The 13,100-nt window shown below is 67.8% G+C and carries 15 protein-coding genes and 1 tRNA gene; 5 read left to right on the top strand and 11 right to left on the bottom strand.

The window, feature by feature from the left end; translation table 11 throughout:
* Positions 1-42: 42 nt before the first annotated feature.
* From ASC61_RS16820 to ASC61_RS16830, 3 genes are all read right to left on the bottom strand, one after another.
* Complete coding sequence (locus ASC61_RS16820; RefSeq protein WP_200935475.1) at positions 43-948, bottom strand: 5'-3' exonuclease; 906 nt, start codon at positions 946-948, stop codon at positions 43-45.
* 27 nt (positions 949-975) lie between these two features.
* Positions 976-1,380 carry a PLD nuclease N-terminal domain-containing protein gene (locus ASC61_RS16825; protein ID WP_157439624.1) on the bottom strand — a complete coding sequence of 135 codons (405 nt, stop codon included), beginning with the start codon at positions 1,378-1,380 and terminating at the stop codon, positions 976-978.
* A 127-nt stretch (positions 1,381-1,507) separates the two neighbouring features.
* Positions 1,508-3,046 carry a M28 family peptidase gene (locus tag ASC61_RS16830; protein ID WP_056213836.1) on the bottom strand — a complete coding sequence of 513 codons (1,539 nt, stop codon included), beginning with the start codon at positions 3,044-3,046 and terminating at the stop codon, positions 1,508-1,510.
* Between the two features lie 118 nt (positions 3,047-3,164).
* Here ASC61_RS16830 and ASC61_RS16835 point away from each other — a divergent pair, with 118 nt between their 5' ends.
* From ASC61_RS16835 to ASC61_RS16845, 3 genes are read left to right on the top strand one after another with little or no spacing between them, the layout of a single operon-like run.
* Complete coding sequence (locus ASC61_RS16835) at positions 3,165-4,244, top strand: M24 family metallopeptidase (RefSeq protein WP_056213838.1); 1,080 nt, start codon at positions 3,165-3,167, stop codon at positions 4,242-4,244.
* Positions 4,241-5,833 (top strand): apolipoprotein N-acyltransferase, encoded by a 1,593-nt coding sequence (gene lnt, locus ASC61_RS16840; RefSeq protein ID WP_157439535.1) that lies wholly within the window; start codon positions 4,241-4,243, stop codon positions 5,831-5,833. Before ASC61_RS16835 ends, lnt begins: the two co-directional genes overlap by 4 nt.
* The gene (locus tag ASC61_RS16845) at positions 5,830-6,576 is read left to right on the top strand and encodes a polyprenol monophosphomannose synthase (RefSeq protein WP_056213843.1); all 747 of its coding nucleotides are present in this window, start codon (positions 5,830-5,832) and stop codon (positions 6,574-6,576) included. Before lnt ends, ASC61_RS16845 begins: the two co-directional genes overlap by 4 nt.
* A 1-nt stretch (position 6,577) precedes the next feature.
* Here ASC61_RS16845 and ASC61_RS19485 read toward each other — a convergent pair whose 3' ends face one another.
* Positions 6,578-6,829: a hypothetical protein gene (locus ASC61_RS19485; protein ID WP_082530732.1), complete on the bottom strand. Its 252-nt coding sequence runs from the start codon at positions 6,827-6,829 to the stop codon at positions 6,578-6,580.
* 91 nt (positions 6,830-6,920) lie between these two features.
* A tRNA-Gly gene (locus ASC61_RS16850) sits at positions 6,921-6,994 on the bottom strand.
* A 122-nt stretch (positions 6,995-7,116) separates the two neighbouring features.
* On the opposite strand from ASC61_RS16850, the gene ASC61_RS16855 reads away from it, so the two are divergent.
* Positions 7,117-7,599 carry a GNAT family N-acetyltransferase gene (locus ASC61_RS16855; RefSeq protein WP_157439536.1) on the top strand — a complete coding sequence of 161 codons (483 nt, stop codon included), beginning with the start codon at positions 7,117-7,119 and terminating at the stop codon, positions 7,597-7,599.
* Positions 7,600-7,627: 28 nt separating this feature from the next.
* Here the strand turns inward: ASC61_RS16855 and ASC61_RS16860 are convergent, their stop codons facing one another.
* From ASC61_RS16860 to ASC61_RS16885, 6 genes are all read right to left on the bottom strand, one after another.
* Positions 7,628-8,158: a hypothetical protein gene (locus ASC61_RS16860; RefSeq protein ID WP_056213849.1), complete on the bottom strand. Its 531-nt coding sequence runs from the start codon at positions 8,156-8,158 to the stop codon at positions 7,628-7,630.
* A gap of 27 nt (positions 8,159-8,185) precedes the next feature.
* A complete protein-coding gene (locus ASC61_RS16865) occupies positions 8,186-8,755 on the bottom strand; it encodes a hypothetical protein (protein ID WP_157439537.1) in 570 nt (189 codons plus the stop codon).
* Positions 8,756-9,002: 247 nt separating this feature from the next.
* Positions 9,003-9,407 carry an RNA polymerase-binding protein RbpA gene (locus ASC61_RS16870; protein WP_056213854.1) on the bottom strand — a complete coding sequence of 135 codons (405 nt, stop codon included), beginning with the start codon at positions 9,405-9,407 and terminating at the stop codon, positions 9,003-9,005.
* Positions 9,408-9,496: 89 nt separating this feature from the next.
* A complete protein-coding gene (locus ASC61_RS16875; protein ID WP_056213857.1) occupies positions 9,497-10,861 on the bottom strand; it encodes an MFS transporter in 1,365 nt (454 codons plus the stop codon).
* Positions 10,858-11,616, bottom strand: coding sequence for a glycerophosphodiester phosphodiesterase (locus tag ASC61_RS16880; RefSeq protein ID WP_056213860.1), 759 nt, complete (start codon positions 11,614-11,616; stop codon positions 10,858-10,860). Before ASC61_RS16880 ends, ASC61_RS16875 begins: the two co-directional genes overlap by 4 nt.
* Before the next feature lie 67 nt (positions 11,617-11,683).
* Entirely contained in the window at positions 11,684-12,556 is an 873-nt protein-coding gene (locus tag ASC61_RS16885) for a sigma-70 family RNA polymerase sigma factor (RefSeq protein ID WP_056213863.1), read from the bottom strand.
* Between the two features lie 83 nt (positions 12,557-12,639).
* Between ASC61_RS16885 and ASC61_RS16890 the strand changes: the two genes are divergently transcribed.
* Positions 12,640-13,095 carry a carboxymuconolactone decarboxylase family protein gene (locus tag ASC61_RS16890; RefSeq protein WP_056213865.1) on the top strand — a complete coding sequence of 152 codons (456 nt, stop codon included), beginning with the start codon at positions 12,640-12,642 and terminating at the stop codon, positions 13,093-13,095.
* Positions 13,096-13,100: the final 5 nt, after the last annotated feature.

Here is a 13,100-nt window from a genome sequence, read left to right on the forward strand (position 1 = left end):
GAAAGGACGTCCTTTCGACAAGCTCAAGGACCCACATCGTTCTCAGTCTTTCGCGAGTGCCGTCAGGGCTCGGTCGGTCGCGCCACCAAGGCCCCAGGTCTCGCCGAACGCCCGGAACGCTTCTTCCTGCACGGGCGCCGTCAGCACCTCGAAGTCGCACGCATCGCGCTTGACCGCGACGACCGTGCGAGCCGCGGCGATGTAGTCGCCGGAGTCGAGGAGCGACTGGCGTACGCGAGGCTTGATCGACGACCACCGGTCCTGCGCCGCAGCGAGGATGCCGTCGATGTCACCGAACTCCTTGAGCAGCACCGCAGCAGTCTTGTCGCCGATGCCGGCCACACCCGGGAGACCGTCGGACGCGTCCCCGCGCATGACCGCGAAGTCGACGTACTGCGACGCGTCGATGCCGTACTTGGCCCGGATCCAGGCGTTGTCGACGACATCGTGGTTGGAGACCCCACGAGCGACGTAGAGGACCCGTACGCCCCGGTCGTCGTCGACGAGCTGGAACAGGTCGCGGTCGCCCGTCACGATGTCGACCGGGCCGTCCCACGTGGAGGCGAACGTACCGATGATGTCATCGGCCTCGGCATCGGGAGCGCCGACGACCGGAATGCCCAGCAGCGCGAAGGCCTCGGCGATCAGGGGCACCTGGGGACCGAGCAGTCCGCCCGTCGTGTCGGCCTCGCCGCCTTCGACGTCGAGGCGCTGGGTCTTGTAGGACGGGATGAGGTCGACGCGCCACTGGGGACGCCAGTCGTCGTCCCAGCACGCGACGATCGCCTCCGGCTTGTACTGCGTCGTCAGCGTCGACGTGAAGTCGAGGATGCCGCGCAGCGCGTTGACGACCGTCCCGTCGGGGGACTTCAGGGAGTCCGGGACGCCGAAGAACGCCCGGAAGTACAGACTCGCGCTGTCGAGCAGCAGCAGACGACCGTGTGCCATGCAGTCGAGCCTAGTGCGGTGGGTCGCTCAGCCGGCGGTGCTGTCGCCTTCTTCGAGCTCGCGTCGCTGCTGCTCGGTGACCTCACGCTGCTTCTCCCGGTACGTCCGACGCTGCTCCTCGGCGCGCTCGCGGAGGCCTCGCAAGAACGCTTCGTCGTCCTCAGGATTGGCAGCGACGGCGCGCCCGGGGCGGTCGTACTCGGGGAATGACGGGTGCCCCTGATTGCCCTTGTAGGGCATCGACGCGGTCGGGTTCGACTCCGGCCGGCCGGCGACGAGCCACGCGATCGAGCCGATGAGCGGGAAGAACAGCACCAGGATGAGCCACCAGATCTTGCTCAGGTTGCGGCACGCGTACTCATCGGTCGAGATGACGTCGAGCAGGCAGAAGATCCACAGGCCCAGGATCACCAGGCCCAGCACTCCGTCCATCAACAGCACGGTGTCTCCTCCATTCAGCGGTCGCCACATCATGGCAGTCACGAGCCGCTTGCTGGGGCCGAATGCAGAGATCGGCGCCACCACCCGGTCAGGTGATGGCGCCGATCCGTCGAGCTCGTCAGCGTACGAGCTGCGGCTCCTTGGCGAGAGCCTTGGACTTGCCTGCCTTGCCCGTCAGGCTGCCGTCGGGGAACAGTCCCGTCCTCGACATCGTCAACACAGCCGTCGCGTGCGCGGCGGCGTCGCCGAGCTCCTGGAGCGCGGTCGTGTTGAGGTTGGAGATGTCGTCACACGCCGCGTGATAGCACGCGTCGTACGGCTCACCCGCGGCACCGCCGTAGACGGCGGCCTCCTCAGGCGTCTTGACGCCTTCGGCTCCGCTGAACAGGCCACCGGCGGGGATGCCGGCCTCGATGAACGGGCCGTAGTCGGACCGGCCGTCGAAGTCCGTCGGCTCCGACGCGAGGTGCTTCGAGCCGAAGTAGTCGGTGAAGATCCTCTCGATCGCGTCAGATCCGGCCGGACCGGCGTCGCCCCCAGCGGAGCCGTCACCGTCATAGACGAACCGGACGTAGTTGGGCGAGCCGAGCATGTCGAAGTTGAGGTTGGCGTAGATCTTCGACAGCGCGGTGTCCGACAGCGACGCGACGTAGTGCTCCGAGCCCAGCAGCCCGGCCTCTTCTGCACCCCAGAACGCGAACCGCACCGGGCGCTCGAGCTTCTTGGTCAGCTTGAGGGCCGACATCTGCTCGGCGATCTCGAGGATCGTCGCCGAGCCCGATCCGTTGTCGTTGATGCCGGGTCCCGCAGCGACGCTGTCGAGGTGGGCACCCACCACGACGACCTGGTCGGCGTTGGCCTTCTTGAGCTGCTTCGCGGGCAGGTCGGCGATGACGTTCTCCGTCTCGCGATTGAGGTCGGTCTCGGTCTTGGTCGTGACCCTCGCGGTGACGCCGTCCGCGGCAAGCGCGGCGCCGTCCTCGTACGAGACACCGACGACCGGGATGTCGATCGGGTCGCCCAGCGTGCCGGTCAGCAGCTCGTCACGCCCCGGCTGTCCCTCGTTGAACAAGATGACGGCGTCGTAGCCGGCCGCTGCCGCATTGACCGCCTTCTCGCCGAACGTGCACGTGCCACGCTGGATCAGCGCGATCGCCGGCTCTGCGGGGGCCGGCGAGAAGTCCGAGGCTTCGCAGCCCGAGGTGCTGCTCGGCTCGGCCGCCGGCGGGATCATCACGTCGTTGGTCGCGATGACCGGCCCCGTCACATCGCCCGTCCCGGAGTAGTCCATCGTGTGCGTCTCGACCTCGCGTTGTGCCGGCGTCACCTGCGTCAGCGTCGCCGGCTCGAGCTCGCGGGTGAACGGGAAGATGAACTTCTGGCGCTTGACCGTGTAGCCGGCCTGCTTGAGCTTCTTGGCGACGTAGTCGGCCGACTCGGTGTGGCCGGGCAGTCCGGATGCCCGCGTGCCCTCGTTGCGGTTGGCGATGACCTGCAGCTGGCGCAGGTGCTGGACGATGCCGTTGACCGTGACGGCCTTGGTGAGCTTGCTCGTGTCGACAGGTTTCGGCGTAGGGCTTTTGGCCGTGGCCGGACCCGCGACGAGAAGGCTGGCCGTCATGGTGACGGCAGCGATGGATGGCAGGAGTCTGCGCATCTGTGATCCCCCGATCGTGAGTTGGTTTCCTCACAGTAGGTCGGGTCGCGGGTGCTGTCACTTTGTGGTTGCGACGTGCACGGAGTACGCCCGAGGGCGCCGCAGGTATCGTCTTCTCGTGAGCAGATGGCGCAAGGCACAGCAACTGGCCGCTTCGCAGGGCATCGACGCCCTGCTCATCACGCCGGGAGCGGATCTTCGCTATCTGACCGGCTACGTCGCCCTGCCGCTCGAGCGGCTCACGTGCCTCGTCCTGCCGGCCGACGGTGACCCCACGCTGGTCGTCCCCACCCTCGAGAAGCCTGCGGCCATCGCCTCTGGTGTCGACGTGCACGTCGAGTCGTGGAACGAGACCGACGACCCGTACGCACTGGTGGCCACGCTCGTCGGAGATGCCGCCACGATCGGCGTCGACGACCACATGTGGGCCTCGCGTGTCTTCGCGTTCCGCGAGACGTTCCCGCAGGCTCGTCAGGTGCTCGGTGGCGACCTCGTCCAGCAGCTGCGCATCCGCAAGGACGCCGACGAGATCGACGCGCTGCGCGAGGCCGGCCTGGCGATCGACCGCGTGCACTCGCGCATGGGCGAGTGGCTCCGTCCAGGCCGCACCGAGCGCGAGGTCGGCGCCGACATCGCCCGCGCGATCCTCGACGAGGGCCACGAGACGGTCGACTTCGTCATCGTCGGCTCCGGGCCCAACGGGGCGTCTCCCCACCACGAGGTCTCCGACCGCGTCATCGAGGAGGGCGACCCCGTCGTCGTCGACATCGGTGGCACCACACCCGCCGGCTACTGCTCGGACTCGACCCGCAACTATCTCGCCGGCGGCACCGTCCCGGCCGCGTACGCCGAGGCCTACGCCGTGCTCGAGGCCGCTCAGCAGGCGCAGCGCGAGCACGCCGGCCCCGGCGTCACCGCCGAGTCGATCGACGCGGTCGGCCGCGCCCTGATCGCCGACGCAGGCTTCGGTGACCTGTTCATCCACCGCACCGGCCATGGCATCGGGCAGGAGACCCACGAGGAGCCCTACATCGTGGAGGGCAACGACCTGGTGCTCGAGGAGGGCATGGCGTTCTCGATCGAGCCCGGGATCTACTTCGACGGCCGCTTCGGCGCCCGCATCGAGGACATCGCCGTGTGCACCGCCGATGGGCTCGAGGTGCTCAACAACACGCCGCGCGAGCTCGTCGTCCTGTGACGCCCAGCTGGGTGCTGCCGAGGCGTCTCGTTGCCAGCTCGTCCGCACCCGGCGCGAATGCACTGACGCCCACCGTGGGCGGTCGCGTCGCCTGGCCCGCGGCCGTCGCCCTGGGCGTGCTGTCGTCGCTCAACTTCGACCCGGTCAACCTGCCGTTCGCCATGGTCGTGGCGATGGCCGGACTGATCTGGCTCGCCCATGCGCTGCGTGACGCCCGCAAACGTACGGTCATGGTCACCGGCGCGCTCTACGGCGTGTCGTTCATGGGACTGCTGATCTGGTGGATGAACGCGGTGAGCCACGGCGCCTACGTCGGACTGGTGCTCGCCGAGACACTGTTCTACCTGCCGACCATGCTCGCGCTCCGGGCCGCTGCGCGGCTGCGGTGGTGGCCGCTGTGGTGCGCTTCCGTGTGGGTGCTGGGGGAGTGGGCCCGCGGCCGGTTCCCGTTCACGGGATTCCCGTGGGGCCGCTTGGCGCACACCTCGATCGACACGCCCTTCGAGGCGTACGCACGACTGGTTGCAATGCCGGGACTGAGTGCGATGCTGATGCTCGTCGCAAGCTTGTTGGTCGTGCTCGTCACCTCAGCGACGTGGCGCACGCGGGCGATCGCGGTTGCCGGGGTCATCGCGATCGCGGGGGTCGGGGCGATCCTGCCGACCGGCATCGCCGGCGCTGACGGCACGCGGCAGGTCGCGCTCGTGCAGGGCAACGTGCCCGGCGTGTTCCTGACCTGGCCGCTGGGTGAGATCTTCACCCTGCACGTCGAGGAGACGACCAAGCTCGCCGACCAGATCGAGGCCGGCAAGGTGCCGCAGCCCGACATGGTGCTGTGGCCCGAGAACGCGACGGACGTCGACCCGTACTACAACCAGTCCGTCCGCGACCAGATCCAGGCGCTCTCGGCACGGCTCAAGGCACCGATCCTCGTCGGCGGCATCTTCGACGGACCGACGGCGACCACGGCCTACAACCAAGGTGTGGTCTGGACGGCCGACGGGCCAGGGGAGCGCTACGTCAAGCTCAAGCCGGTGCCGTTCGGTGAGTACGTCCCGTGGCGCAAGGAGGCCGGCTTCTTCGTCAACCGCCTCGCTCGCGACATCCCGCGCGACATGCTCGCCGGCCACGAGCCCGGTGCGCTGCGGATCGGGGACACCCTGATCGGCGACACGATCTGCTACGACATCGCGTACGACAGCGTCACGCGTCGGGCGGTCGACGGCGGAGCCCAGATGATCGTCGTGCAGACCAGCAACGCCGCGTTCACCAACACGTCTCAGCCTGAGCAACAGTGGGACATCTCGCGGCTCCGCGCGATCGAGACCGGGCGCTGGGTCGTTGTGCCGTCGACCAACGGCATCAGCGGCGTCGTCGACCCGCACGGGCACAGCGTCGAGCGGGCACCGATGCATCAGCCGGCGTACCTGAACGCCACGGTGACGCTCGCGTCCGGCAAGACCCCGGCCCTGGTCATCGGGGCACCGCTGGAGTACGTCCTGGTGGTGCTGGGTCTGGGAGCATGGTGGTTCGGCACTCGACGAAGGACACTTGAAGGCGTGAACGAATCCACCGAGGCGCAGGGATGACGCGCACTCTGGTCGTCATCCCGACCTACAACGAGGCCGACAACGTCGCCTGGATCGTCAACCAGCTCCACCTCGCACAGCCCGGGGTCGACGTGCTGATCGCCGACGACGGGTCTCCTGACGGCACCGGTGAGATCGCCGACGCGATGGCCGCGAGCGATCCGCGCGTCAACGTCATGCACCGCAGCGGCAAGCAAGGACTCGGCTCGGCCTACCGGGCGGGCTTCGCCTGGGGCATCGAGCGCGGCTATGACGTGCTGGTCGAGATGGACGCGGACGGCTCACACCGTCCCGAGGACCTCGGCACGCTGCTCGCTGCGAGTGACGCGGGTGCCGACCTCGTGCTCGGCTCGCGGTGGGTCGACGGCGGGGGAGTCGTCAACTGGCCGTGGCACCGGCGCTTCATCTCCCGCGGTGGCACCTTCTACGCCCGGCTGATGCTCGGCATCCCGGTCAAGGACGCCACCGGGGGATACCGCGCGTTCCGCCGGCAGACGCTCGAGAAGCTGCCGCTCGACGAGGTGGCCTCGCAGGGTTATTGCTTCCAGATCGACATGGCGCGACGCGTGCTGGCGGCCGGCATGACGATCGTCGAGGTGCCGATCACGTTCGTCGAGCGTGAGCGCGGCGAGTCCAAGATGAGCGGCGGGATCGTCCGTGAGGCACTCTGGCGCGTCACGGTGTGGGGAGTTCAGCGGCTGCTCTCCAAGCCGGCCCGCCTGCGGAGCTCATCAGCTCGCTGAGTCAGAACGACTGCCACAGTGCGTGGCCCTTGTGACACGCCCAGAGCATCAGGCCGACCATGGTGCCGAGGAGACCACCAACGAGCGCCGCGGGGATGCCCACTTCGAGCACGGCGAACCACGCTGTCGGAACGTACGTGTGAAGCCCCAGGGTCAGGCCCGCGATTCCGCCGGCCGCGCCACCGATGAGCACGCCCAGCACCAAGGATCGCAGGACGATGTGGACGTGATGGAGTTGGAGGTGCGCGCTCACCTGCTCACCATCCCACGTCCACGCGCTCCAGGCTGTCTTCGAGCGCGATCGGGTAGCGGGTCTCGTCCTGATCTTCGTGCCCTGGAGGATGTGGAGCGGACGCGAGGATTTGAACCTCGACCCATTCCCTGGAAGGGAAGCGTGCTGCAACTACACCACGTCCGCGAAGCCAGTCTCTGTCGAGTCCGACCAGTTCGTAGTATGACCCATTTCGAGGACGATCCCGGCGGCAGGGTGTCGGTGGTCGGTGGGATCGTGGAGGCAACGAGGCGAGGAGGGACTGCCGGATGAGTGGACTTCGCACGGTGACGCCCGCGGTGAGTCTCAGGAGCGTCGAGGACGAGGACATCGAGGTGTTCTTCGAGCAGGAGGCCGATCCGCTGGCTGCCGAGATGGCGGCGTTTCCGTCCCGCGACCGGGAACAGGTCGCAGCGCACTGGGCGAAGCTCCGCGGTGATGACACCCTCTGGACGCGGACCATCGTCGCCGACGGCGAGGTGGCCGGCAACATCGGCAGCTGGCCCGACAACGGCCAGCAGCTGCTCGGCTACTGGATCGGACGCGAGTTCTGGGGTCGCGGCATCGCGACACAGGCACTCGCCCTGATGCTGGACGACGTGTCGGTCCGGCCGCTGCACGCTCACGTCGTGGCGCACAACCTCGGATCGATCCGCGTCCTCGAGAAGTGCGGCTTTCGTCGCGATCTGGTGGGGGAGGCGCCCGCGTCCGAGGACGGCATCGACGAGCTCATCTATGTGCTGGATGCCTAGCAGCCGCGCAAGACGCTGAGCGAGCGAGTCAGTAGCGGCCAGCAGTGCTGATGTGGACGTCGAGTCCGTCATCGACCTGGACGGCGAGCCCGCCCAGGACACCGACCAGCACACCGATCGCGACCAATCCGTTGATCGGGGCGCCATCGTGGACCGACGGTCTGGTGCGCTGCCACGCGTACCACTCGGTGTGGCGGAACTTCGCCAGCCCGGCCAGCGCAAGCACGGTGGTCGCGAGCGAGACGAACGCCAAAGGTCCATCGGCCGAGGCGTCGACTGAGGTCAGGCCAACGAGTTCGCCGATCAAGCCAATCACCAGCACGACCCAGGCCACCACGAGCCGGACGGTACGGGCCCGGACGACTCCGGCGCAGACGTAGCCCACCAGGATCGCGCTGAGGACGATCGAGACGGCAACCGAGACCTCGTCGTCATGCCGCACACCCTGCTGGACCACCAGAACCACCTGACCCAACAACGAAGCCCAGGCGACGACCCAGATCGAGCTCGGCAATGGTGGCGTAGCCACGAGGTTCTCGGCCGGCCGTTCGACGCTCACGGTTGCATCCTCGCACGTAGCTCGCGCCTATTCGGACTCAGCGGAGCCTGGGTACGGGTCAGCGAACCTGCTGAGTGCCTGGAGATACCTGCCTCCCAGCTCGATGCGCGTGACGTCTCGGTACTTGAGTCGGTCGACGTTGCCGGACCAGACGCCGTCGCGACCCACGTAGTGGAGATCGAACGACTTCTTGCGCACGTCGACCACGCGGCCGACAAACAGCGGTTCTCCCTGGAGAGTCTCGAGGTGGATCGCGAGAATGTCGGCCCTCCCTGACGCCGCGTTGAGCAACTCACGTGCACTGGCGGTGTCGTCACACTCGAAGCTTGCAACGCTTTGGCCAAGGCCTGCGATCGCGCGATGGTGATACGCATCGTCGTCGCGAAACCAGACGCGCGAGACGTCCCGCAGCCGCAGCATCACGATGTCGTCGAGATGGACACCGTCTTCGAGTCCGTGCATGACGAGCCATTCGTCCGTCAAGGCGATCACGAATCCGTCGGTCATGGTGACGTCAAACGCGTCCCGGACAACCGTGGCAACGCGTCCATGGTTGAGGGACTCACCCAAACGCCGGCGAATCTTGCTCATCTTCATGGCCTCAGTATGAGACAGCTACCGCCTGCACGGTCCTCGTCGTCGTGGTGTGTCTTTGGGCCGCCGTTCCCTACCCGTGGGTCGGCACTGCCGAGCGACTCTTCGCGCTACTGGTGGTCAGGTGGGTGGCTGCGATCGCCACGCGTCTGTCACCGGACTGGCGAACATCCGAAGCTGCAGCGTCAATCTGAGACGAGAAAGACCCCGGCCGAAGCCGGGGTCCTTGGTCGTGCCGAAGACGTGAGTCTCAGGCGCTCTTCTTGGTGGTGCTCTTCTTCGCCGCGCTCTTCTTGGCGGGCCGGTGGAGGTGCGGCGGTCCGATCTCCCCACCACGGAGCAGCTCGAGCCGCTCGGTGAGGATCTCCTCGAGCTCAGCCTCGGAGCGGCGCTCGAGAAGCATGTCCCAGTGTGTGCGGATCGGCTTCTCAGCCTTGCCCTCAGGCTTGACTCCGTTGGCGAGCTGACCGATCTGTCCGGTCTTGGGGTCTTCCCACTCGAACGGGATCTCCGCCTCGTCCGCCATCGTCACCGTGAACGTGTGCCCGTCGGGGCATACGTACTCGACCTGCTGACGGGGAGCCATTTCCACGCCGCGCTCGTCCTCGAAGCTCTGTGTCCCGAGCCGAGCACCTCGCAATGCACGTTCAGCCATGTGCGTCCCCTCTCGTGTTGCTTACCACTTACAACGTAAATGACGCACATTAGATTCCCCTAAACGCGAATGCGTACGCGTCAGCGGGGTCACACGATTGCTGGGGCCTGATTTCCGGCCTCGACGATGCCTTGCCGCGCGTCGAGCTTCCACAGCAGACCGCCGCCGACCACGAAGAAGATGATGAGGGCCAGGATCGCGGGCCGGTAGGAGTCGGTCAGCTGGTGCACCACGCCGAAGACCAGAGTCCCGAGCCAGCTGGTGCCGCGTTCGCAAGCCTGGTAGAGGCTGAAGTACTCCGCCTCACGGCCCCGCGGAATGAGCTGGGAGAAGAACGCCCGCGACAACGCCTGGGTGCCACCCAGGACGAGCCCGATCGCCACCGCGAGCACCAGGAACGGCACGATCTGGTCCGCGGGCAGGAAGTAGCCGAAGCAGACGACGAGGATCCAGACGCCGAGACCGTACAGGATCGTGCGGTGGCTGCCGATGCGCGCGGCGAGCCGGCCGAACACCAGCGCGCCGACGACACCCACGAACTGCACGATGAGGATCGTCGCGATGAGCGTGCTGGTCTCGAAACCCAGCTGCTTGTCGCCGTAGACCGACGCCGAGTAGATCACGGTCTGGATGCCATCGTTGTAGAACAGGTACGCCACGAGGAACAGCAGGGTCTGCGGATAGTTGCGGAGCTCGCGCAGCGTACGGAACAGCTGCCCGAAGCTGCGCTGCATCAGCGACGTGCCCTCGACCGGGACCACGCCGCGGGGCGCCCGGTCCTTGATGCCGCGATAGGGGATCAGCGTGAAGTACGCCCACCAGATCGCGGCGGACAGCAGGCTGATGCGCACCGCCATCTCCGTCGACAGGCCGAACGGCTTGACCGTCACGAGCGCGAGGTTGACCGCCAGCAACAGGCCGCCGCCGAGATAGCCCAGCGCCCAGCCACGGGAGGAGATCCGGTCGCGTTCGTCGGGCTCGGCGATCTCGATGAGGATCGCGTCGTAGACCACGATCGACGAGGCGTAGAACAGGTTGGCCACCACGAGCAGGCCGGCGCCGAGCTGCCAGTTCGTCCCGGTGACGAAGAACATCAGTGCCGCCACCGCCGCACCCGACCAGGCGAGCCCGGCCATCAGCGTCTTCTTGGACTCGACGCGATCGGCGATGGCACCGACGATCGGCAGTACGAACGCCGAGATGACGGTCGCGAGCGTGACGACGTAGAACACCAGCGAACCGGCTGACACCGACAGCCCGAGCACCGAGAGGTTCTCGACGCACTTCCGGTCGTCGTCGCCGACGAACCCGCAGGCGGCCCTCTCGGCGACGCTCGTCAGGTAGGGCGCGTAGAGCACCGTGCCGATCGTCGTGATGTACGCCGAGTTGGCCCAGTCGTAGAAGAACCACGCCTTCTGCTCCGGGTTGGCCTTGACCTTCTGACCTCGGGTCATGCGGGGTCCTTCCAGGTTCCTCGGGCGACGAGTACGTCCTTGAGGACGTCGGTGCGGTCGGAGATGATGCCGTCGACGCCGAGGTCGAGCAAGGCGCGGATCTCCTCGGCGTCGTCGATCGTCCAGGCGTGGACCTGCAGGCCCAGGGCGTGGGCCTTGCGGACCAGCCGCGGCGTGATGACCCTGATCCCGCGGTACGACGCCGGCACCTGCAGACACACGAATCCGGGCCGCAGCAGCCGGCGGGGGAGCAGCTTGACGGCCGCGACCTCGAGCCTCGACGCGGAGGTCGCGACCCGGGGCAGGCGCCGACGGATGCGCACCAGGCGGGCGTGGGAGAACGACGACAGACACGTTCGGTCGACGGCGTCGTGGGCTTCGATGACCCCGCAGGTCGCCTCCACCGCGTCGTCGGACTTCACGTCGATGTTGAGCCGGGCGTCGGGGAACGCCTCGAAGAGCGCCTCGAGGCGCGCGAACGGCTCGCGCTGGTCGAGCCGCTGCAGGTCCAGCGCCTCGGCGGTCAGCGTCGCGACCGGATCGGCGCTGCCGGTCAGCCGGTCGAGCCCGGCATCGTGGATCGCGTAGACGACCCCGTCGGAGGACATGCGCACATCGGTCTCGAGGTAGCGGTAGCCCAGCTCGTACGCATGGGCGAACGCGGCGAGGGAGTTCTCGATGCCCACGTTGCCCGCTGTCCCGGCGCCGCCGCGGTGTGCGAACGCCAGGGGAGGGGCGTCGAGGAAACCGGTCACGCGCTCAAACTAAGCCCTTGCGGTGCCACGCGGGCCGACGGCTCCCGCGCGTCGAGCCGTGAGCCGGTCAGTCGAGGAACTCGAGCTCCGTCGCCGCTGCCCGCTCAGGGTCGGCCGTGATGTCGATCGTGGCGATGCGGCCGTCGGCGAAGGTCGGCCGGAGCACCGAGATGACCCGTCCGTCCTCGACCCCGGCCATGCCCACGACACCGTCGATGAGCACCGGGAGGCTCTGACGTCCGGGCGTACGGAACGAGATCGCCCCGCTGGCGACGTTGCGCGCCCCGCGCACGAGCACCGGCGGTCCGTGCCCCGTGTCGGCGCGCAGGACGACGTCGGGGTCCAGGACCGTGACCAGTGCCTCGAAGTCGCCACCCCGGGCTGCTGTGAGGAACGCGTCGACGATCTCGCGCTGCTGGGGCAGGGGCGTGCCGGTCAGCGGGTCAGATCCCTGCACGCGCCGCCGGCCGCGGCTGGCCAGCTGCCGAGCGGCGTCGGGAGTGCGTCCGATCATGGCGGCGATGTCGTCGAACGGCACCGCGAACATGTCGTGCAGCACGAACGCGAGCCGTTCGGCGGGGGTCAGCTTCTCCAGCACCACGAGCATCGCCAGGCCGACCGAGTCGACGAGCTCTGCCTCGTACTCCGGGTCGATACGGGTGTCGGGTGAGCCGGCCGGGTCGTTCGGGCGTACGTCGAGGGGCTGCTCGCCGCGGGTCTTGCGTGATCGCAGCATGTCGAGGCAGACCCGTCCGACGACAGTCGTCAGCCAGCCGCCGAGGTTGTCGATCTCGTCGGCGTCCACGCGGCTCAGGCGGATCCAGGCCTCCTGGACGGCGTCCTCGGCATCGGTCAGCGACCCGAGCATGCGATAGGCGACGGCCCGCAGATGGTCGCGGTTGTGCTCGAAGCGCTCCGCCAGGAGCTCGGTGTCTGACATCGGTCACATTCCCCTCTCGTGATTCGTCACAGCCCTGACGGATCACCCGTCAAGGATGTGACACGAACTGGAGGAGAACCATCATGCAGGCACGTATGGACAATCCGGCGATCACCGTTCCCGGAGCGATGGAAGCGCTGCACGGGCTCACGAAAGCCGTCTTGAAGACCGGCATCTCGCCGACGACGCTCGAGCTCGTCAACCTGCGCGCGAGCCAGATCAACGGCTGCAGCGTGTGTCTCCAGATGCACGCCAGCGACCTGCGCAAGGCGGGGGAGAGCGACGAGAAGATCGACACCGTCGCGGGCTGGCGAGACTCGCCGCACTTCGACGACGCCGAACGGGCCGCGCTCGGCCTGGCCGAGGAGGTCACCCGCCTGAGCGACCGGTCCGACGCCGTACCGGACGAGGTGTACGACGAGGCGGCTGCGCACTACGACGAGCAGCAGCTCGGCGCGCTGATCCTCTCGATCGCGGCGATCAACGTGTGGAACCGGGTCAACGTCTCCACACGTCAGGTCGCCGGCGCGTGGGGCTGAACCGG

This window comes from Aeromicrobium sp. Root344 (assembly GCF_001425755.1).
Lineage (GTDB): Bacteria > Actinomycetota > Actinomycetes > Propionibacteriales > Nocardioidaceae > Aeromicrobium.

Bases quoted from the DNA above. Each gene is read 5' to 3' on its own strand.
- ASC61_RS16870 (WP_056213854.1), bottom strand. From the start codon at position 9,407: ATGGCTGAACGTGCATTGCGAGGTGCTCGGCTCGGGACACAGAGCTTC.
- ASC61_RS16885 (WP_056213863.1), bottom strand. From the start codon at position 12,556: ATGTCAGACACCGAGCTCCTGGCGGAGCGCTTCGAGCACAACCGCGAC.
- ASC61_RS16855 (WP_157439536.1), top strand. From the start codon at position 7,117: ATGAGTGGACTTCGCACGGTGACGCCCGCGGTGAGTCTCAGGAGCGTC.
- ASC61_RS16890 (WP_056213865.1), top strand. From the start codon at position 12,640: ATGCAGGCACGTATGGACAATCCGGCGATCACCGTTCCCGGAGCGATG.
- ASC61_RS16825 (WP_157439624.1), bottom strand. From the start codon at position 1,380: ATGGACGGAGTGCTGGGCCTGGTGATCCTGGGCCTGTGGATCTTCTGC.
- ASC61_RS16875 (WP_056213857.1), bottom strand. From the start codon at position 10,861: ATGACCCGAGGTCAGAAGGTCAAGGCCAACCCGGAGCAGAAGGCGTGG.
- ASC61_RS16830 (WP_056213836.1), bottom strand. From the start codon at position 3,046: ATGCGCAGACTCCTGCCATCCATCGCTGCCGTCACCATGACGGCCAGC.
- ASC61_RS16865 (WP_157439537.1), bottom strand. From the start codon at position 8,755: ATGAAGATGAGCAAGATTCGCCGGCGTTTGGGTGAGTCCCTCAACCAT.
- ASC61_RS16845 (WP_056213843.1), top strand. From the start codon at position 5,830: ATGACGCGCACTCTGGTCGTCATCCCGACCTACAACGAGGCCGACAAC.
- ASC61_RS16820 (WP_200935475.1), bottom strand. From the start codon at position 948: ATGGCACACGGTCGTCTGCTGCTGCTCGACAGCGCGAGTCTGTACTTC.